The sequence below is a fragment of the Pseudomonadota bacterium genome (genome assembly GCA_018823135.1).
Taxonomy (GTDB): Bacteria; Desulfobacterota; Desulfobulbia; order Desulfobulbales; family CALZHT01; genus JAHJJF01.
This window is the reverse complement of record JAHJJF010000105.1, coordinates 1-18,318: the sequence shown is the minus strand read 5'-3', so window position 1 is coordinate 18,318 and position 18,318 is coordinate 1. Positions and strand designations below refer to the sequence as shown.

The window sequence follows — 18,318 nt, the reverse complement described above, 5'->3', positions numbered from 1 at the left end:
TTGCCTGCGGCGTCATGACTGCCTTCGGAAATCTCGATGCTACCTGGTCAGGTCTTGTGGAAAACCGCACCGCCCTGACCGGGGTGAAGATCGGCGGCGCAAAACTCTGGCCCCTGGGAGTTGTTCCAGGGCTTGTTGATGCTTTCGGCAGTCATCAGCGTCTCGATGCGCTCCTTGAAAGGCTCCTTGATGACCTGCCGGATATCCCGGCTGATACCGCCTTGATTGTTGCCACCACCAAGGGAGCGGTTGACGAATTGCTTCATCATCCGAAAAAACCAGCAAGACAACAGCCCTGGGATATTGCTGCGAATCTTGCGCAAAGGCTGGATTTGACCGGGCAGACCTCCACGGTGAGCGCCGCCTGCGCCTCAGGCACTCTGGCTTTGATTCATGGGGCGCAGCTTGTTATCTCTGGTGAAGCGGATCAGGTGCTGGTGGTTGGCGTTGACCTCCTGAGTCAATTTGTTACCGGAGGTTTTTTAAAACTTCATGCCCTTTCCCCGGAGCCATGCCGGCCCTTTGACAAAAACCGCAACGGTTTATCTCTGGGGGAAGGGGCTGGCTACGCCTTACTGACCACAAGGGAGATTGCTGGGGCAAAAGGATTGCCGAAACTCGCTTCCATTGTTGATTGGGGCGTTGCCTGCGATGCAAGCCATATCACCGCACCTTGCAAGCAGGCAAGCGGTCTTATCGCCGCAATCCGACAGATAACTGAAAAAGGGCATGTGATCGGGGCAATTAATGCACACGGCACCGGGACTCCGTACAATGATGCCATGGAAATGCGTGCTTTTAAAGAGTTGTGGCCCGCGATTCCAACATTCCATTCGGTGAAAGGCGCAATAGGTCATTGCCTGGGCGCAGCAGGGATAATCGAGGCGGCCATCGCCATCCGAAGTCTGCAGGAAGGATTTATCCCGCCCACCGTCGGGCATGTCACTTCAGAACCTGATGTTTCAGGAGTTTCCGGAAGCAGATCCCTTGAATTGCTATATCCCTCCATACTTTCATGCAATTCCGGATTTGGCGGAATCAATGCCGCGGTATTATTCTCTCTCAGGGTAAATACATAATAAATGAAGAATGCATATAGAGTGCTTGTTCTCATATTTAAGAATCCAGGGGGAAGGAGTCTGAATTCTGACTGCTGACTACTGATACTCCGCCGTGGCTCGAAGTCTTGCGCTTATCTGGCGCGGGGAGGTTTCATTAACATCCGGTTGAAAGGATTCTATTGTTTTCCATGTTTTTCACAAACACAGAAAAGTTAATATGAGGTATACTCTCCCCTATGTCAGTAACTAATAACAGCATACTCCTTGTCCATCCCCTGGGTTATAAAACGGAATCCGCCGGCAAAGACATCTCGCGGATGACCAATATCATGCCGCCCCTTGGGCTTGCAAGTATTGCGGCCTATCTTGAGGCGCGCGGCATTGAGGTTTCGATAATCGATTGTTATGCCCATCCTGATTCGGATCGGCTTATCAAGGATTGTATCAATCAGAAGAAACCGGCTTTTCTGGGGTTGAGCTGCACCACATCGAGCTTTATGGATGGTGTGAGAATCTCCAAACTCGCCAAGGCAGCCCTGCCGCAGATACAAACCGTGTTCGGCGGTGTGCATGTCTCGGCCCTTAAAAATAAGGCGCTTGAAAATTTTGGGGAAGTTGATTTTGTTATCGTCGGTGAGGGTGAGCAGACCCTGGCTGAGCTCGTTGCTTCAGACGGCCATGATGTGGGATCTATCCAGGGGCTCATCCATCGCCAAGGTTCCGAGGTGATTTTTAACGGCCACCGTGAGAAAGCCCTTGATCTGGACACGCTGCCGTTTCCGGCATACGAGAAACTGGCAGGTTACCCCGAGGCCTATAAGCTGCCGATTTTTAATTACCCCAAAGCACCCAACACCAGCTGCATCTCAAGCCGCGGCTGCCCCTATGCCTGCAGTTATTGCGATCGATCGGTTTTTCGCAGGAGTTTTCGCTACAACTCCGCAGAATACCTCTATGAGCACCTGAAATATCTCAAAGACCGCTTCGGAATCCGCCATATCAATTTTTATGACGACCAGTTTACTTTCAACCGCAAACGGGTTGAGGATTTCACCAATTTGATCATGGATAAGTCTCTGGGCATGACTTTCAACTGTGCGGTGCGGGCCGAGCATATTGATTTTGAACTGCTCCGGCAGATGAAGGCTGCCGGCTGCTGGATGATCAGTCTGGGAATTGAGACCGGTGACGAGGATCTTCTTGCCCAGCACCGCCAGAATGCAGATCTCAAGATGCTTGCCGAGAAAATCCGCTTGATCAAGAAGGCCGGGATCCGTACTAAAGGGTTGCTGATGATGGGATTGCCGGGGGAAACGGAAAGCAGTGTCCGCAAAAGCATGGATTATGTGTTTTCACTGCCCATTGATGATTTCAACCTGGCGAAATTCACGCCGTTTCCCGGTTCGCCGATTTATGAAAATATTCATCAGCTGGGCACCTTTGAAGAGGACTGGGAAAAAATGGATTGCATGCAGTTTATTTTTGTGCCAAATGGCATGGAAAAGGCGCGCATGGAGGAATTGTTTCAGGAATTTTATAAGACCCATTATACCCGGCCTAAAGTATTGCTGGGCTATGTGGCCATGCTCTGGAAATCGCCGGACAGCTGGATACGTTTTGCCCGAAATATTGGAGATTTCTGGCGGTTTGCCCATAGTAATAAGCGATTGGGCGAGGAACAATGAGTGCCTGTCCTCAAATGGTCTTTTACTCGAATATCGGCGTCATGCTTAAAAAATTATGCTCGGAATATCATCTATATGCCTGTGCTTATTTTTTTCGCAGTCCTTGATCTTCAAGGAAAATCCTCATTTGAGGACTGACACTAAAGGTTTGATTTATGCGTAAGGAAGAAGTGCCGCAGGATACGGGGATCGCCGAAGGCTTAAAGGAAGTCTGCTATGCCGTGGATGAAAACGGCAGATATGTACTGGTGCCCAGTGCCGGCTGGGAGCCCAAGAATGTTACAAACGCCCAGGCCTGGGAGATCATTGCCGATCAGTTACGCGATGTTATCAGCCGGGTCAGGGGTGGTGAGTTGAGTCCTCTGGCCTATCATATGACCAAGAATCTTATGGATATGGGCTTGCTGGCAAATTATGTGGGCATGTTCAAATGGCGCGTCAAACGGCATATGCGGCCGTCGATTTTCAGGAAACTGAAACCGCCGATGCTTGCAAGGTATGCGGCAGTTTTTGAAATTACCGTGGAAGAACTTATTGACGTTTCGAATATGTCGGATGAATATCTGGGCAGAAAGAAAAAGATGAAATGAAAATATGTCGATAAAGTGTTCGCAGATTGCTCCAAAATACCTGCTGTTGTAAGAATGCCTTCCCGGCGTTGGTGCTTCGGTTGATCCGTGCTTTTGCGCTGGTCGACAAAATCCCGCATCCTGCGGGTTTGTCGATGCGTGACTTCCTGTCACGCATCCTTTGGGCCTGATCGCTTCAAAGTTCGGGCCGGGCGCAAGTCGCCTTAAGGTCATTCTTACAACAGCTTAAAAATTATTTCGAGTCACAAATGAAAATAGACTTTACGCACAGACAGTCCGCCCATTGTGAAAACGGTGTGACTGCAAACCTCATATCCCATTATGGAATAAATGTTTCCGAGGCCATGGCATTCGGCATCGGTGCCGGAATTTTTTTTGGCTATATCCCGTTTATTAAACTCAACAACCTGCCGCTCACCACTTTCAGATCAGCCACCGGGGCGATTTTCAACCGGGCCACCAGGGCACTGGGGGTCAAAGTCAAGACAGAGAAATTCCGCAATCCTGAAAAGGCCATGGATGCCCTTGATGCAAAAATTGCTGATGGTATTCCCGTGGGGCTTCAGACCGGCGCCTGGTGGCTGCCGTATTTTCCGCCCGCCTACCGGTTTCATTTCAACATGCATAATCTGGTGGTCTTCGGTACCAAAGACGGTGAGTACCTGATCAGCGATCCGGTTTTTCCTGAGCCGGTTATCTGCGGTCGCCATGACCTGATGATGGCGCGTTTTGCAAAAGGGCCGCTGCCTCCTAAGGGTAAGATGTATTATCTCACTGAGGTTCCTGAAACAATTGATATGGCACGCGCCGTAAAACTGGGGATCAAAGCAGCCTCAAAGGCGATGCTCAAATACCCTTTACCGATCATCGGGATTTCCGGCATGCGTTATCTTGCAAAGCGGCTTGAACTCTGGCCTGAAAAACTGGGTATGGAAAAAGCCATCCTGTCCCTTGGCCAAGTGGTGCGGATGCAGGAGGAAATCGGCACCGGCGGCGCTGGTTTCCGTTTCATCTATGCGGCATTCCTTCAGGAAGCGGCGGATGTCTTGGGCAATGACCGGTTCCTCGAACTTTCAAGGGAGATGACCGCAATCGGCGACCGCTGGCGTGAGTTTGCGGTCAAGGCCGCAAGAAACTGTAAAGGCCGCGCTCAGCAAGAGGATTCCTATCCGGCAATGGCCGAGGTTATTCGCGATTGCGCCGCCCGGGAAGAAAGGCTTTTTCAGGAGCTTCTTGACCTGGTTTCCTGACCCTTTGCTCAACACCAACAAACTTAATGTGTTAATAGAGCGGAAACAGACACCTTTTAGGCGGATGCGATAGCGGTTCCGCCTTGTTTTTTTTGGGCATTCGCATTAAAAATAGACATGGTTGATAATACGCAACGCATTGCCGATCCGGCCCAATATTCCCTAGTTATAAAAAATATCACCAAGCAATATAAAGGCGCTCCCCGCCCGGCGCTGGCAGGTCTTGACATTGCAATCCGGCAGGGAGAAATCTTTGGACTCCTCGGCCCCAATGGCGCCGGAAAGACCACGGCGATTTCGATCATGAGTACCCTGCTGCGGCCGGACAGCGGCACGGTTTCGATCTGCGGCGTCGACGCCCTGGCCCATCCCGGAAAAGTAAGAAACCTGATCAGCCTGGTGCCTCAGCACATCGCCCTTTACCTGGAATTAACCGCCAGAGAAAATCTTAATTATTTCGGCAGACTTTTTGGCCTGAAGGGAAGTGATCTGAAAATTCAGGTGGAAGAAGCCCTTGTTATGGTTGGTCTGGAGAACCGGGCGGACCAGCAGATTTATACCTATTCCGGCGGCATGAAAAGACGGGCCAATCTTGCCGTCGGGGTTTTGAACCGCCCCAGGGTCCTTTTCCTCGATGAGCCCACGGTGGGCATTGACGCCCAGTCAAGGAACCTGATTCTCGAAAAATTACAGCACTTAAGAGACAGCGGCACAACCATGGTCTATACCACCCATTACATGGAAGAGGCGCAGGCCCTGTGTTCCTCTGTTCTGGTAATTGACCAGGGGCAAATGGTTGCCTGCGGCAGGCCGACTGAACTCATTGATCAGCAGCCCGATTGCGCAAATCTTGAGGACCTGTTTTTTCATCTCACCGGCAAGAATCTCAGGGACTAAACTTTCTGAGTTGGCATAACAGATTGAATAGAAAAAATATTCAGCGAGTTCGAAGTTGCTTTCCAATAGAATTCAGAAGCCAGAATTCAGAATGATCGATTTCACAGCATTTCTTCTGGATTCTGACTCCTGAATTCTTATGACGGTGAATAAACGGAACTGATCTTAAAATTATTCAATAAGATAATAAAAGTCAGAAAGTTGAGTCAGGGATTAAAGATAGATATGATAATGCAACTGAGTAATTTCGTTTCATCCAGAGGGCTCCATGGGTAGATTATTCGCTTCAGCTCATAAAGAGCTGCTCCTGCTCTGGCGGGATCGGGCCGGGATGCTGGTGCTGTTTGTCATGCCTGCGGTATTGGTTTTAGTCATCACTCTGGTTCAGGAAAATATCTATAAAATCACCGGCGAAAGTCAAACAAATGTCCTTTTTGTCGATAACGACAAGAGCGATCTTGGATCAGCAATTGAAAACGAACTGAAAAAACTTGGGGCAATTAATCTTGTTAAAGACCTTGATGGCGGCATGATAGATGCCGAATCGATGATCGCAGCCATCCAGCAAGGGGACTATCAGTTCGGTGTTCTCGTTCCTGAGGCTCTTACGGAATCATTACGCAAGAGCGCCAGGATAGAAATTGAGCGAACCTTTTCGCAGGAAAAAGTATCAAGCGAGGCACTTACGGCTTCGGATATTGTGGTATATTTTGATCCGGCGGTGCGGGTGGGATTCAGGGCTGCAGTGATAAATCTGGTGGACCGGGTAGTTATCCGAAACGAAGTAAAAGAGAAGATCGCCGCATTTTCCGAGAAACTTCCAGGAGAGATCGGCAGAATGATCCGGGAAACCATGGGGCCGATTTTTGAAAGACAATTCGCCCTTGGCAATCCGCAGATGAATTTTTCCTGGAGCGAAGAAAGAATTGTCGCGGTCCGCGAAGAACTGGCCTTTAAGAGCGGCTACGAACGAACGCCTTCCTCTGTCCAGCAGAATGTTCCTGCCTGGTCGCTCTTCGGCATTTTCTTTATTGTGGTGCCCATGGCCGGATCGCTCATTGTTGAACGCCAGGAGGGCACCCTTGCCAGACTTCTGACGATGCCTGTCTCCTATCTTACTTTACTCTCCGGCAAGGTAATGGCCTATCTGCTGGTCTGTTGCTGCCAGTTTGCGCTTATCGTATTGATCGGTCTCTATCTATTGCCTGTGCTCGGCACCCCGGCCCTGGAAATGGGCTCTGGCTTCCTGCCGGTTATTGCTGTACTATTTAGTGCTGCTCTTGCTGCCACAGGGTATGGAATCATGCTGGGCACCATTTCAAGGACCTTTGAGCAGGCCTCGATGTTCGGCGCCATTTCCGTGGTCATCGCCGCCGCTCTCGGCGGCATCATGGTGCCGGTCTATGCCATGCCGAAAATCATGCAGCAGATCAGCGTTGTGTCACCATTAAACTGGGCTCTGGAAGCATTTATGGATATCTTTGTGCGCGGCGGCGGGATCAGCGATGTGGTTCCTGAGATAGCCTGCCTGTTAGGTTTTTTCGCAATGACCATGATCATCGGCTGGATATTTCTTTTCAGGAAAGTGCGCTCGGGATTATGAAGGGTCTTTGGGTTGCTGGAATTTTTGTCTTGGGGACATAAATCAATTCTGTCCCCGGATACGAGATAATCTGAGTAGTTAAAGTAACGAACGCTATGTGAGGTGTTGGTGGATGAATCCCCTGGAACAGGAAATACTCGAAATGATAGTGGAAGTATGTAAGATTGCAGAGCCGATACCAGAGGATTTTTCACCTGAAGCGCCGCTGATCGGCCCGGAATCTCCCCTTGGAATTGATTCTCTCGATGCAGTAGAAATTGTTTTTACGTTACAGAAGCGGTATAATCTGCGGATAGATTCTGAAGATCGCAGTCGCGAGGTCCTGCAGTCGCTCAAAACACTTGCCGGGTTTGTCGGCAGCCAACGAGAGATCAAACCACTGTAAGCATTACATAGCCGATTGAAAATCTGCCGCTCTCAGGGATATAGCAAAGAAGCTTGTCGCCTTTTTTGAGCTTTCCGGATTTGAACAGCCCTTCCATGATGATGAAAATTGATGCAGCGCCGGTATTGCCCATTTCATAAAGGTTGGTGAACCATTTTTCATAGGGGATGGTGAAATCGATTTTTTCCAGGTGCTGGTAAAGAATTTTCCGGAAATAATCAGATGAATAATGGGGCAGGAACCAGTCTATTTCCTCTGGCTTTAAATTGTATTTTTCAATGAGTTTTGCAAGGGCACGGTGAGTCGAAGCCGGCATGATCTCCTGATTCAGCAGTTTCACATCCTGCTTGACCAGAAAGGTGCCGGTATTCAGCGATTCCTGGAGGGATGCATATTCGCGCCATCCCGTAAGGCTGCCGTCTTCATTTTTATTCGCCCCTGCGTACATACAGGTTTCAAACAGGTTGGCAAAGGAAAGAATTTCAATCCAGTCCACCTTGAGGGCCAGTTTGTCGGCAGGTTTTTTCCCGGCAACAAATAATGCCCCGGCGCCGTCCGATAACATCCAGCGCAGGAAATCGGCATCAAAGCCCAACTGCGGTTGCTTCGGAAGTTCTTCCGCCTTTTTTTTGTCAACCGCGCCGCAGAACTGAGTCCGCATAAACGTCGATGAGTTCTCCGAGCCGCATGCCACTGCGTTTTCCGTAAGCCCCAGGGCGACATTCATAACCGCATACTTGAGGGAGGTAAGTCCGGAAAGACAGATGCCTGCCGTGCTGACGATTTCACAGGGGTTGCTCCCCAGTTCGCCATGAACCATTGAGGCGTGTCCCGGCATGAGCTGGTCCGGCGACGAAGTGCCGCAGCAGAGGCATTTGATCTCGTTGATGGAAAAATTATCGTGGGGATTGAGTTTACGGATTGCTTCGGCGGCAAGCTGCGCATTGGTGTGGGTTATTTTGCCCGTGGCCGGGTCAATGGCGTAATATCGCGTATCAATCTTGTTGTTTCTGAGGATGATTTTCCTGGTCCGCGAGGGGAGTTGATTGACCATCCCGAGGATTTCTTCCATCTGATCGTTTCCTACCGGTGCATTGGGCAGGAAACTTGAAATGTCGGTTATATATGCTTCCATTATGTTGTCACTACGGTCTTCGCCGCCTGAGATGATTTTTTGAGGCAAAGTAAGCTTTTCAGGCTGATGATGGGTGTTGTCAGCCTAACAGCCTATGGCCTAAATACCTTCAGCCAATAGACTGAATACCTCGAAATTATTCTTAAACTGGTTCATGTCATAAATCAGCGAGCTGAACTCGCCACATATTGTAAGGTTTGTCTTTCAATAAATTCTATCAGAGTTTAGCGTCCTTGTGGCTCTCTTTGATCAGGGCCGCATATTTTTCATAAAAAACCTGTTCATCCAGCCTGGTTGGAATCACGGCGTTGGTAAAAGTATAATAGTCTAAGTCGCTGATGACAATTTTTTCCTTTAGTGTTTCGAATAATTGCGTCCCCGGCAAAGGCGTCAACACAGACGGGATCGGCAGGTCGACCTTGTTGTCTTTAATATATCCGGCCAGTGCGTCAAACTGTTGTTCGTCATAATCAGGGGAAATAATAAAGTCGCCGATCACCGTGATCCCAAGGTCATGGAGGATGCGGATCGATTCCGTATTGATTTCCGCCTTGTTGGCTTTATTGAGTTTCTTGAGCGCTTCATCGCTGATTTCTTCAAAGCCGATGATTACCGCACGCAGGCCGATTTCTTTCCATTCACGCATCAGATCCGGATGGCTGACAACCGTATCCGATCGTACGTCAGCAAGAAACTGTTTGTTGATGCCAGCTTCCTTGACTGCTTGTGCCAGCTTTCTTGCGTGATCCAGATCTCCGAAGGTGTTGGCGTCAAGGAGGCGAATTATTTCAATATCACCAAGGAGGCCGATATCGCGGATCACCGATTCAGTTTGATGGGTGATATAGCGTCTGCCGGTAAGTCCCGAGATACAGCAGAAAGAACAGGCAAAAGGGCAGCCAAAGGCGGTTGCGACAAATCCCATTTTCCGGCCCAAAGATTTCATTATGTAAGTGTCGCGGTACTTTTCAACAAGCACGTAGCACGGGGGTTTGTTGTCTACCAGATCCAGGGTGCTGTAATTTCTTTTTGTATATGTTAACGGCTTTCCGGGACTGGTTTTGGCCACTCCCGGGATATTTTCTGTATTTCCTTTTGTTTCTAAGGCCTGGACCAGCTCACGAAAACTTGCCTTGCCGAGTCCGAGAACGACCCAGTCAATATTTGGTTTATTGAAAAACTCCGGATCATTGCTGGCATGGATGCCGCCCACAATAACAAGAGCTTCGGAGAGTTTCTTTACCTTTTCGGCAAGGATGAGCACCGTGTTGGCTTCGCAAGTGACACTGGTAATTCCTGCAAGGTCTGGAATGAAGTCGACCAGGAGAGAATCAAGGCCGCCCGGTTCAACCTTGAGGTCGATTATCCTGACTTCATGATCATCAAGATTGCCGGCAAGAACTTCCAGTGCCAGAGGTTCACCGCGAAAAATCTGTTTGATGGAATCAATGCCGTAGCGTTCTTCCGGGATGCTTTTTCCGCAGTTCGGCGGATTTATGAGAAGAATTTTCATGGCACGGTTTACCCGCATCCTACAGTGTCTGTTGAGTTGTTCATTCAATATGCCGGCAAGAGTGATTCTTGCCGATAATTATTGCGGCAGGATATCGTCTATTTTAAGGAAAACGATAACTTGTCTGGATTAAATGTTTTTTCACCTGAACTGAGCGTTATATGTGGTCGCCAGACTCAAGTATGGAAAATTTGACATCTCCGGTATCATAATCGGCAATGGCCTTATTGATATGCCTCATTTGCAGATCTGCAAAGCCGGTAACCTTTTCTGGTATCACCGTGGTCGAATTCAGGTCAGTGAGCCATTGTTGCGTTTTTTTCTGGTAATCGTCTTCCTTGTTGACCGGATCAAGCTCAACAAGGGCTTTGCCGACACCTGGCAGGACCTTGCCGATGATGAAATAATGTTTGCCCGCCTCCAGATTTGCTTTGACATAGGACCAGTTTTCGTCTTGAGCGATAAACAGATGCTCCCCCGGTTCTGTCAGGTATTGCACCTGGGCCCGGGCCGCGAGGATTCCGATAAATTTCTCCCTGTCCCAAAGGCTGAGCTTGATTGCGCCGCCAAAAGCGCTGGGCCTGACGAACGTAACGATGGCATGTGCACTGTCAGGTTCAAGAATCGTATCCGTTCGCATCATCATCGAAATGCTGCAACCTGAAAGCATAACCATAATCAGGCCGAACAAAATTAATTCTAAAAGCATATTTTTATGGTTCATTAAAAAATTTTCCGGAACAGTATAGATATTTAATTTTGTAACTGATTCCACAGTTCTTTACTTCGAGCCTTCAGCGGTTTTTGCCGCCTGCACCTCAAGCCAGCAGAGTGGATCTTCTGCCAGATAATCTCCGGTCACCTGATATGCATGGCCGCGGCAACCGTAACAGTATTCTCCGAAATGGCATTCTCCGCAGCGTCCCTTTATGTTGGTCCTGATGTTTCGCAGTTCGTGAATAACTTTGCTGCTGCTGAGGATATCTTTGAGGGAATGCTCGCGAATATTGCCGACAAGAACGTTGACCCCGGGGCAGGGATTGACCTCGCCGATGGCGGTTATTGTGCAGGAATATTCATGGCGGGCGCATTGTGAGGCAGCCAGGGGCGGATGGGGCGTCCATTTATTGCCGAAATCTCTGGCATCTATTTCCGCAAGGGTTTCAAACAGCTTCTGAATATCCTCCATGGGAACTTCAAGGTCACGATTTTCCAAGGCGCGTCCCTGCATGGTCATCATTTCAACATAGGGGATAATTCCCTGCTGTCTTGCCCAGCGCCAGAGATCCGGAAGCTCCTGATAATTCTGTCGACAGATTATCGTTTCAACACCCAGGGCGTGTTCTTCATCGGGGTAGCCTGCGGCAAGGAGATTTTTCAGCCCCTTTTCAATCGCTTCAAAAGTGCCTTTATGGCCGGCAAGAAAATCCTGGGTTTCAGCGTTTCTGCTGTTCATTTTAACGACTACTGAAATTTCCCTCTCATACAGCATTTTTGCCCGTTCCGGGGTGATCAGCATGCCGTTTGTAAACAGGTCCACCTTGATGTTTCTGTTGAGGATATGATCCATTACCTCAAAAACACGGGGGTAAAGAAGGGGTTCGCCGCCGCCGAGAATAATAATTTTCCGGGCCCCGAGATCAATGGCCTGGTCAGCGGCGCTCAAGACTTCTTCAAAGGTTAATTCATTTTCCTGGGGCAGGCCTGAAGCAGCGTAGCAATAAATACAGCGTAAATTGCAGGCTCTTGACAATTCCAGTTCCAGGGAAAGAAGTCCGTTTTTAGCACGGGCTTCTGCTATTTCCTCAGGGGAGAACTCTAACCCCCAGTGTTCACCAAAGCATTTCATTTTGTGTTCTCTTAACGTAGATCGAAGAATTTTTTCAATTTATGTCCACCGGCCTTTTCCATCACATTGAGGACGTCGGCTTTTTTTCTGATTATCACATCCGGGCGGACACGGAGGCGGGCCTGTAAAAACTCGTTTATTGTAACTTTGTCAATAGGTTCGTCGGCTCCGACTATAACGGTTATTTCATCGGCAAGGTCATAGGATGAGCGGACTTCGATATATGAAGCTTCAACACCGGGGATTTCCTGGAGGGCCTGGAAAATCATTTCAGGATACAGGGTAGTGCCCTTGACTTTCAGGCGCTGGGCCAGCCTGCCTTCAATTGCTCCCAGTCTGGGGGTCTGCCAGCCGCAGGAGCAGGGAGCCGTATGGAGGCGGGCGATGTCACCGGTACGGAAGCGCAGAAGCGGCAGGCCTTCGACACCCATGGGGGTGACCACGACCTCGCCGGGATGCCCTGCCGGAACAAGGTTTCCCTGGTCATCGATGATCTCCACCAGCATCAGTTCCGGATGGATATGGCTCCCCTGAAAAGCCTGGCATTCGCAGAATGCCGTTTCCATTTCAGTGGCCCCGTAGGAGGAGAAAATCCTTCCGCCCCATGCGCTTTCAAGATCTCTGCCCAGGGCGGTCAGTGAATGGTCGGCTTTCCGCACCGGTTCGCCGATTGTCACGATGGATCGGATTCCTGATTTGCCGGGGTCTATACCATTTTCCCTGGCCCACGAGGCAATTCGCAGCAAAAATGAAGGGACACCCACCATGCCGTCTGGTTGAAGCTTCTGGATAAGATCCCATTGCCTGGCCGGTTGCCCAGGGCCGCTACGGATAGCTGTAGCGCCAAGCTCTACAAGACCTGAATAATAAGCAAGACCGGCAATAAAACAACGGTCGATGGTGACGCAGAGCAGGATTCTGTCGCCGGGGCGGATCCCTGTTCCCCAGAAACCGATGGTTTCATTAAAGGCAAGTCTTTTTAAGTCGTTTGCTGAATACGGAATCATCACACTGTCGCCGGTGGTCCCTGAAGTGAGGGCCAGATCCGCCATTAATGCCGGTGATATGGCATGGAAATCAGCAGGATTCTGTTCAAGATCGTGACGATCGGTGAGTGGGATCGCGCGCAGATCGGCAAGGGAACTGAAATCGTCGGGATTGCAGCCGGTAGAATCGAGAAGATTTCTGTAATACGGCGCCTTGGCAGCCTGCCTGATATGCTCTTTTAACAGCTCAACCTGGATAGCACTGACTGTTTCAGGGTCGGTGTTTCTGAGCTTTATGGCGTTTTTCAGTGAGAAATCCGTAAACATAATTATCCGTTGGTTCCTGCTGTTGAGCGGTGGGTTGAATAATCGGCAAAACGCCCTGCGGCTTTGGCCGGCTCTGGCGTAAACAGCTGTTGCCTGTCCTGTTCTGCCGCGATTGAATCCTTTACCCGATTTTTGAGCTTTTTAACATCCTCGTTGTTTTCAGCGCTGCCCGACGGAATAATCGGCGGCAGCAGCACCATTTTCACCCGGGACGGCGTAAGCAACCTGCTGCCTGGTGGCAAGAGTTTGAATGATCCTAAAATGCAGACCGGAACAATGGGACGCCCGCTTTTTAAGGCAAGATGAAATGCGCCGTTGCGAAAACGGGCGAGTTTGCCATCTCGTGAGCGATGGCCCTCCGGCCACAGAATGAGTGAACAGCCGGAATCAAGAAGTTCAAGGCCCTGGGTCTCTACATGGTCCCAGCCCCTGTTCGCATCAATGTATTGCGCTATTTTCATAACGACATTGTAAAAAGGAATCTTGAAAGGCCAGGTGGTTACAAAGGCGTTTTCAAAAGGCAGCATGCCGAACAGATACGGGTCAACCGAAGAGTTGTGGTTTGCGGTGAAAATCACCGGCGTAGTGAAGCCGCCGGACCGGTCTTCAACGGTGACCGGCGCCATGAAGGGCAGAATGCGAACCAGCATCCAGCCGTAAATCCGGATGCCGTTGCGAATGATCTGGCTGTTGGATTTGCTGGTAATAAAAGGAAGTATGAGCAATCCAAGAGGCAGTACCACGGCGATGCTGATTGCCGAGACAATCAGCATCGCAGGCCAGATATAGAGGTTGAGAAAGAGTTTTTTTACATTCACGGGTTATTTTTCAGAAGCTTTCTGATCCCTGATTTTTAATATTGTCAGGAAGAGGTCATCCAGCGTCCTGACTGAGCGCATGGCTTCTTCGTTGGTCATTTTCATGCCGAATGATTTTTCAAGGGCAACAATCATATCAACGGCGTCAAGGCTGTCAAGGCCGAGATCGTCAAAAAGGGTTGCCTCGGGCTTTAACAGCTCCGGATCAAGTTCAAATTCATCAGCCAGGACATCAATGATCTGTCCGCGGACCTGTTCGTCTGATATCACGATGCCCACCTCCTGAGAACCAGGGAAGTATTAACTCCTCCCAGGGCAAAATTATTTTTAAGTATAGTATTCAGACTGGATTTTTCTATTTTTTTCACAAAGGAAACCGGGGCGCATTCCGGATCCGGGTTTTCAAGGTTCAATGTGGGAATCAGTTCCTGGCGCTTGAACATTTCAAGGGCAATTATTGTTTCAAGGGCCCCTGCTGCCCCCAGGGTATGTCCAATATGACCCTTGAAAGAACTCACGGGGATTTTGGAGCCGAAGACCTGATGTATGGCCTGGGATTCGGCAATGTCCCCCTGTATAGTCCCGGTTGCATGGGCGTTGACGTAATCGATGTCATCGGTTGACACTTCGGCCTCGCCGATTGCGTTGCGAATGGCATGAGCCATGGAATCCGCGTGGGGATTGGCGATATGATTGCAGTCGTTTACATGCCCGAAACCCAAGACCTCGCAATATATTCTGGCGCCGCGGCTCTGGGCTGATTCAAGACTTTCCAGGACCAGTATGCCGGATCCTCCTCCACAAACCACCCCGTCTCGCAGCACGTCAAAGGGCCTGGGAGTGGTTTGGGGGGTATCAAGTTGTCTTGAGGCTGCTTTGACAACATCGAAAACCATGGTCACACTGTGATGCACTTCGTCTGCTCCGCCGCAGAGGACCGCTTTCTGTCGGCCGCTTTTAACCAGCATGTAGCCAAGGCCCAGGGCCTGGGATGCCGAAGTGCAGGCGCTGACCGGCGACCACTGTTCGCCGGCGATGCCTAAAGCGAGGCAGACGTTTGCGGCGCAGGAATGCCCCATTATTTTAAAAAAAACTCCGGATTTAATCTCTTCAATAGTTTCGTCCGGCAGAAATTTCCTGTAAAAATCTTCGTATGCCTGGGGGCTGCCTGTGGTTGAACCGATTGCCGCACCCACCGCTCCTGATTGCAGAAAATTTTCAGAAATCGCGGCATCGCCAACCGCTTCCTGTGCTGCCAGGGTGGCGTAGATCGCCATGTCCCCCATGGTGCGGCGCAGGCCCCGCGGCAGGTAATCTTTTGGGTCAAATACAGGCACCGGAGCGGCAAGAAAAGAATACATGCCCCGGATTTTCCGCCATTCGTCAATTAATCGAACCGCGGATCGGTTTTCCCATACCCCCTCAGTAAGCTGTTTGGTGCCGATCCCAAAAGGGGAAACTGCGCCGCGCCCGGTTATGACTACCCGATTTACCGACATGTTCTTACTTCATCCCATAACTTTTCAAGGCCAAGTATTTCTCCGGCAGTAACAAACCCTGCAAGGGATGACCCCATCACTCCATTCATCAAGGTGCTCTGGCCGCTGAGATAGAGTCCGGGCAGGCGGGTGCGGGCGCCGGTGATGAACTGGTCCATGCTGTGCAGTACGCCGTACACCGAGCCCTCTGGGGCCCCGAGTTCATCCTGGAAGGTGAGGGGCGAACCCGCAGCCAGAGGTGTTATGTCACCAATGGCGCCCCAGGCGGTTTTAGCCTTGGAAATCATCTGTTGGGTTGCCTGCTCCTTCCAATTCGCATAAGCGTACGATCTGGTTTTTTTCCCGTTAAGCTGGAATTGTTCGGTCTCGCTCCAATCCGCCGGTCTCATGAGGATTACACTCTTTGATGCTCCGGAAAGGTCTGCATCCGTGTCTCTCATCCCGGGTGCGGTGAGCATCAGTGAACTGTCGGCCGGATTATTCCTGTCCACAGTCAGTGAATCGAAGCCTTTGGCGATGTTGTAGTAATTCTCCCAGCAAAGCTCATTGGTATTGACAGCGTCATTCAGCATGCCAAAAACTGCGAACATCGAACCGGTGTTTTTTAATTCTTTAAGCCGGGTGACAAAGATTGGCCGGAAAATTTCATGCGGGACAATATCCAGAAGCGATGTGGGGTGTCCGGTAAAGATTACATTGGAGGAAAGTAATTCTCCTTCCCTGGTCTTAACTCCCGCAACAGCATTATTATTGATCAGTATTTCTTCGGCTGCGCAGCCGGTCTTTATTTCAACCCCGTATTTTTCAAGCACCGGGATAAAAGCGTCAACTATCCCCTGGCCGCCGTTGTCAACGGCATAGGCGCCGGAATAATATCCGTGGGCAACCATGGCATGAATGCCAATGCTGACGTTTGCGGGCGGTACGCCATGAAGAAAAGCCGGCAGAGACAAAACAGCATGGAGAGCGGGATCACGGGTAAAGGAGCCGAGGGCTTCTGCAAACCCTCTTCCCATGGGGGCGATATGGCCACGCAGAAAAGGGGTGATCGGGATATCCAGGTTGTAAAAAGGAATGTCCTTGCAGATATCTTTGAGCGTTTCCAGATAACCGGCAATTCCTGTGGCTTCTTCGGGAAATTTCCTTTGAAGCTCATCCTTGAGTCGTTCGTAAGAAAAAAAACATCTTACGGTTTTGTCGGTCTCTTTAATCGTGACACAATCGCACCCCTCCGCAGGGAATTGCTGTGTCGTAAGGCGCGGCAAAACGCCGATATACTCCCAGAGTACGTTGAGTATTTCTCCTGGGCCAAGGCCGCCCGTGTAATGGAAGCCAACATCAAAGGGGACGCCCTGCCGTTTAAATCGTCTTAAGGCGCCACCGGGTTTCCTGTTTTTTTCAAGTATTACGACCTTGCATCCCTTCTTGGCGAGAAGAGCCGCAGAGGTCAGTCCGCTGATGCCGCTGCCGATAACAATGGCATCGTTGTTCAGCGAATTATTTTTATGATCAAGCATGCATTTGTACCACCAAATCCAGCGGCGTTTAAAAGTAAATTTGAAACGCATAGATTACTGGTTTCCAAAGGAAAACGCAAGTTTTTTGCCGAAGAATCAGGGAATTTGAGGTTGGGGTTTCCGGCGACAAAACCCCCATGCGCCATGAGCAGGCCGTATACAGCCTGGGATGCCCCTGCCATCCAGAATTCATGGCCGCTGAGACCTTTCACCGCAGTGATCATCGGCCCGGTTTTTCCCGTATCTGTGTCGAATATTTTCCGCAGGGCAAGGGCTTCGGCCTGGTCGCCGGTGGGAGTGGATGTCGCGTGGGCCAGGACAAGGTCGATATCATCAGGCGCAAGGCCGGACTCGGTGATGGCCTGGTGCATGGCTCTTTCCAGTCCTTCTCCGCTTGGTACAACAATATGATGGCCGTCGGAAGTGTTGGCATAGCTTAAAACCTCGCCAAGGATGTTTGCTCCCCGTTTTGCCGCGGTATCATACTCTTCCAGAATCAATGCCGCCGCGCCGCCGCTTGGCACCAGGCCATCCCGGCCCTGATCAAAGGGGCGGGAGGCTGATTGCGGGTCGTCTTCTCTGCGGGAAAAAGCTCCCAGGGCGTCAAAGCTGCACATGGACTGCCAGGATATTTCCTGCGCGCCGCCGCAGATCATTCTGTCCTGTCTGCCGTATGCAATGAGTTCAGCGGCCTGGCCGATTGCCATTGCGCCGCTGGCGCAGGCGCCGCTTACCGTCCAGGACATGCCGTGAATGCCGAGCAGGGTGCTGAAATTGAGGGTGATCGTGCTGGTGAGCAGTCTGAAGATATGGCCGCTGCCGATGGTCGCGGTTTCGTGGTCAGCGCGGAGGGTATCCACCTGTTCAACCGCGGTGACCGTTGAGGAGTCGTTGCCGAAGATCAGGCCGGTGCGTTCGTCGCCATTGAGATCTTTCGGATCAATACCAGCCTGGTCCAAGGCCTGGGTGACTGCGGCCCAGGCCCAGAGGCCGAATTCAGGAAGGGTTTTTCTGGCTTTTCTGTTGAGATATTCTTTTTCGTTGAAGCCGGAGATAACACCGCTCAGGCCGCTTTGGAACCCGAGTTTTTTTCTCTCGGGCAGGAGCTTTATGCCGCTTACTCCCTCCCGGAGTGATTGTTGTACATCTTCCCGTGTGAGTCCCAGGCAGGAGATAATCCCGATTCCGGTAATGGCGACTCTT

Annotated in this window: 17 protein-coding genes; 7 read left to right on the top strand and 10 right to left on the bottom strand. The window is 50.5% G+C overall.

All coding sequences use genetic code 11. The annotated features are described in order from the left end of the window. Positions 1-14 precede the first annotated feature (14 nt). From KKE17_11740 to KKE17_11710, 7 genes are all read left to right on the top strand, one after another. The gene (locus KKE17_11740) at positions 15-1,079 is read left to right on the top strand and encodes a beta-ketoacyl synthase (protein MBU1710667.1); all 1,065 of its coding nucleotides are present in this window, start codon (positions 15-17) and stop codon (positions 1,077-1,079) included. Positions 1,080-1,297: 218 nt separating this feature from the next. Then, a complete protein-coding gene (locus tag KKE17_11735) occupies positions 1,298-2,746 on the top strand; it encodes a B12-binding domain-containing radical SAM protein (protein MBU1710666.1) in 1,449 nt (482 codons plus the stop codon). Positions 2,747-2,901: 155 nt separating this feature from the next. Continuing rightward, positions 2,902-3,336, top strand: coding sequence for a hypothetical protein (locus KKE17_11730; GenBank protein ID MBU1710665.1), 435 nt, complete (start codon positions 2,902-2,904; stop codon positions 3,334-3,336). Between the two features lie 248 nt (positions 3,337-3,584). Beyond that, positions 3,585-4,586 (top strand): BtrH N-terminal domain-containing protein, encoded by a 1,002-nt coding sequence (locus KKE17_11725; protein ID MBU1710664.1) that lies wholly within the window; start codon positions 3,585-3,587, stop codon positions 4,584-4,586. A 117-nt stretch (positions 4,587-4,703) separates the two neighbouring features. Beyond that, entirely contained in the window at positions 4,704-5,483 is a 780-nt protein-coding gene (locus KKE17_11720; protein ID MBU1710663.1) for an ABC transporter ATP-binding protein, read from the top strand. A gap of 268 nt (positions 5,484-5,751) precedes the next feature. Further along, the gene (locus KKE17_11715) at positions 5,752-7,086 is read left to right on the top strand and encodes an ABC transporter permease (GenBank protein ID MBU1710662.1); all 1,335 of its coding nucleotides are present in this window, start codon (positions 5,752-5,754) and stop codon (positions 7,084-7,086) included. 112 nt (positions 7,087-7,198) lie between these two features. Next, a complete protein-coding gene (locus KKE17_11710; GenBank protein ID MBU1710661.1) occupies positions 7,199-7,471 on the top strand; it encodes an acyl carrier protein in 273 nt (90 codons plus the stop codon). Here KKE17_11710 and KKE17_11705 read toward each other — a convergent pair. The 10 genes from KKE17_11705 to KKE17_11660 form a co-directional block, all read right to left on the bottom strand. Next, positions 7,458-8,606 (bottom strand): beta-ketoacyl-ACP synthase III, encoded by a 1,149-nt coding sequence (locus KKE17_11705; GenBank protein ID MBU1710660.1) that lies wholly within the window; start codon positions 8,604-8,606, stop codon positions 7,458-7,460. The genes KKE17_11710 and KKE17_11705 overlap by 14 nt on opposite strands. A gap of 217 nt (positions 8,607-8,823) precedes the next feature. Further along, the gene (locus KKE17_11700; GenBank protein ID MBU1710659.1) at positions 8,824-10,119 is read right to left on the bottom strand and encodes a B12-binding domain-containing radical SAM protein; all 1,296 of its coding nucleotides are present in this window, start codon (positions 10,117-10,119) and stop codon (positions 8,824-8,826) included. A 157-nt stretch (positions 10,120-10,276) separates the two neighbouring features. Further along, the gene (locus KKE17_11695; GenBank protein MBU1710658.1) at positions 10,277-10,843 is read right to left on the bottom strand and encodes a hypothetical protein; all 567 of its coding nucleotides are present in this window, start codon (positions 10,841-10,843) and stop codon (positions 10,277-10,279) included. Positions 10,844-10,900: 57 nt separating this feature from the next. Beyond that, entirely contained in the window at positions 10,901-11,968 is a 1,068-nt protein-coding gene (locus KKE17_11690; protein ID MBU1710657.1) for a radical SAM protein, read from the bottom strand. Between the two features lie 11 nt (positions 11,969-11,979). Beyond that, positions 11,980-13,281 (bottom strand): AMP-binding protein, encoded by a 1,302-nt coding sequence (locus KKE17_11685; GenBank protein MBU1710656.1) that lies wholly within the window; start codon positions 13,279-13,281, stop codon positions 11,980-11,982. Between the two features lie 2 nt (positions 13,282-13,283). Then, positions 13,284-14,099, bottom strand: a complete 816-nt coding sequence (locus KKE17_11680; GenBank protein ID MBU1710655.1) for a 1-acyl-sn-glycerol-3-phosphate acyltransferase — start codon at positions 14,097-14,099, stop codon at positions 13,284-13,286. Positions 14,100-14,102: 3 nt separating this feature from the next. Beyond that, a complete protein-coding gene (locus tag KKE17_11675) occupies positions 14,103-14,369 on the bottom strand; it encodes an acyl carrier protein (GenBank protein ID MBU1710654.1) in 267 nt (88 codons plus the stop codon). After that, positions 14,366-15,598, bottom strand: a complete 1,233-nt coding sequence (locus KKE17_11670) for a beta-ketoacyl-[acyl-carrier-protein] synthase family protein (protein MBU1710653.1) — start codon at positions 15,596-15,598, stop codon at positions 14,366-14,368. Before KKE17_11670 ends, KKE17_11675 begins: the two co-directional genes overlap by 4 nt. Further along, positions 15,589-17,115, bottom strand: a complete 1,527-nt coding sequence (locus KKE17_11665; GenBank protein MBU1710652.1) for an NAD(P)/FAD-dependent oxidoreductase — start codon at positions 17,113-17,115, stop codon at positions 15,589-15,591. Before KKE17_11665 ends, KKE17_11670 begins: the two co-directional genes overlap by 10 nt. Beyond that, positions 17,088-18,318, bottom strand: a 1,231-nt coding sequence (locus KKE17_11660) for a beta-ketoacyl-[acyl-carrier-protein] synthase family protein (protein MBU1710651.1), incomplete at its 5' end; no start/stop codon positions are given. The genes KKE17_11660 and KKE17_11665, both read right to left, overlap by 28 nt.

What these genes read in the sequence shown, in the direction of transcription:
- KKE17_11740 (MBU1710667.1), top strand. Translation starts at nt 15, where the DNA reads ATGACTGCCTTCGGAAATCTCGATGCTACCTGGTCAGGTCTTGTGGAA.
- KKE17_11735 (MBU1710666.1), top strand. Translation starts at nt 1,298, where the DNA reads ATGTCAGTAACTAATAACAGCATACTCCTTGTCCATCCCCTGGGTTAT.
- KKE17_11730 (MBU1710665.1), top strand. Translation starts at nt 2,902, where the DNA reads ATGCGTAAGGAAGAAGTGCCGCAGGATACGGGGATCGCCGAAGGCTTA.
- KKE17_11725 (MBU1710664.1), top strand. Translation starts at nt 3,585, where the DNA reads ATGAAAATAGACTTTACGCACAGACAGTCCGCCCATTGTGAAAACGGT.
- KKE17_11720 (MBU1710663.1), top strand. Translation starts at nt 4,704, where the DNA reads ATGGTTGATAATACGCAACGCATTGCCGATCCGGCCCAATATTCCCTA.
- KKE17_11715 (MBU1710662.1), top strand. Translation starts at nt 5,752, where the DNA reads ATGGGTAGATTATTCGCTTCAGCTCATAAAGAGCTGCTCCTGCTCTGG.
- KKE17_11710 (MBU1710661.1), top strand. Translation starts at nt 7,199, where the DNA reads ATGAATCCCCTGGAACAGGAAATACTCGAAATGATAGTGGAAGTATGT.
- KKE17_11705 (MBU1710660.1), bottom strand. Translation starts at nt 8,606, where the DNA reads ATGGAAGCATATATAACCGACATTTCAAGTTTCCTGCCCAATGCACCG.
- KKE17_11700 (MBU1710659.1), bottom strand. Translation starts at nt 10,119, where the DNA reads ATGAAAATTCTTCTCATAAATCCGCCGAACTGCGGAAAAAGCATCCCG.
- KKE17_11695 (MBU1710658.1), bottom strand. Translation starts at nt 10,843, where the DNA reads ATGAACCATAAAAATATGCTTTTAGAATTAATTTTGTTCGGCCTGATT.
- KKE17_11690 (MBU1710657.1), bottom strand. Translation starts at nt 11,968, where the DNA reads ATGAAATGCTTTGGTGAACACTGGGGGTTAGAGTTCTCCCCTGAGGAA.
- KKE17_11685 (MBU1710656.1), bottom strand. Translation starts at nt 13,281, where the DNA reads ATGTTTACGGATTTCTCACTGAAAAACGCCATAAAGCTCAGAAACACC.
- KKE17_11670 (MBU1710653.1), bottom strand. Translation starts at nt 15,598, where the DNA reads ATGTCGGTAAATCGGGTAGTCATAACCGGGCGCGGCGCAGTTTCCCCT.
- KKE17_11665 (MBU1710652.1), bottom strand. Translation starts at nt 17,115, where the DNA reads ATGCTTGATCATAAAAATAATTCGCTGAACAACGATGCCATTGTTATC.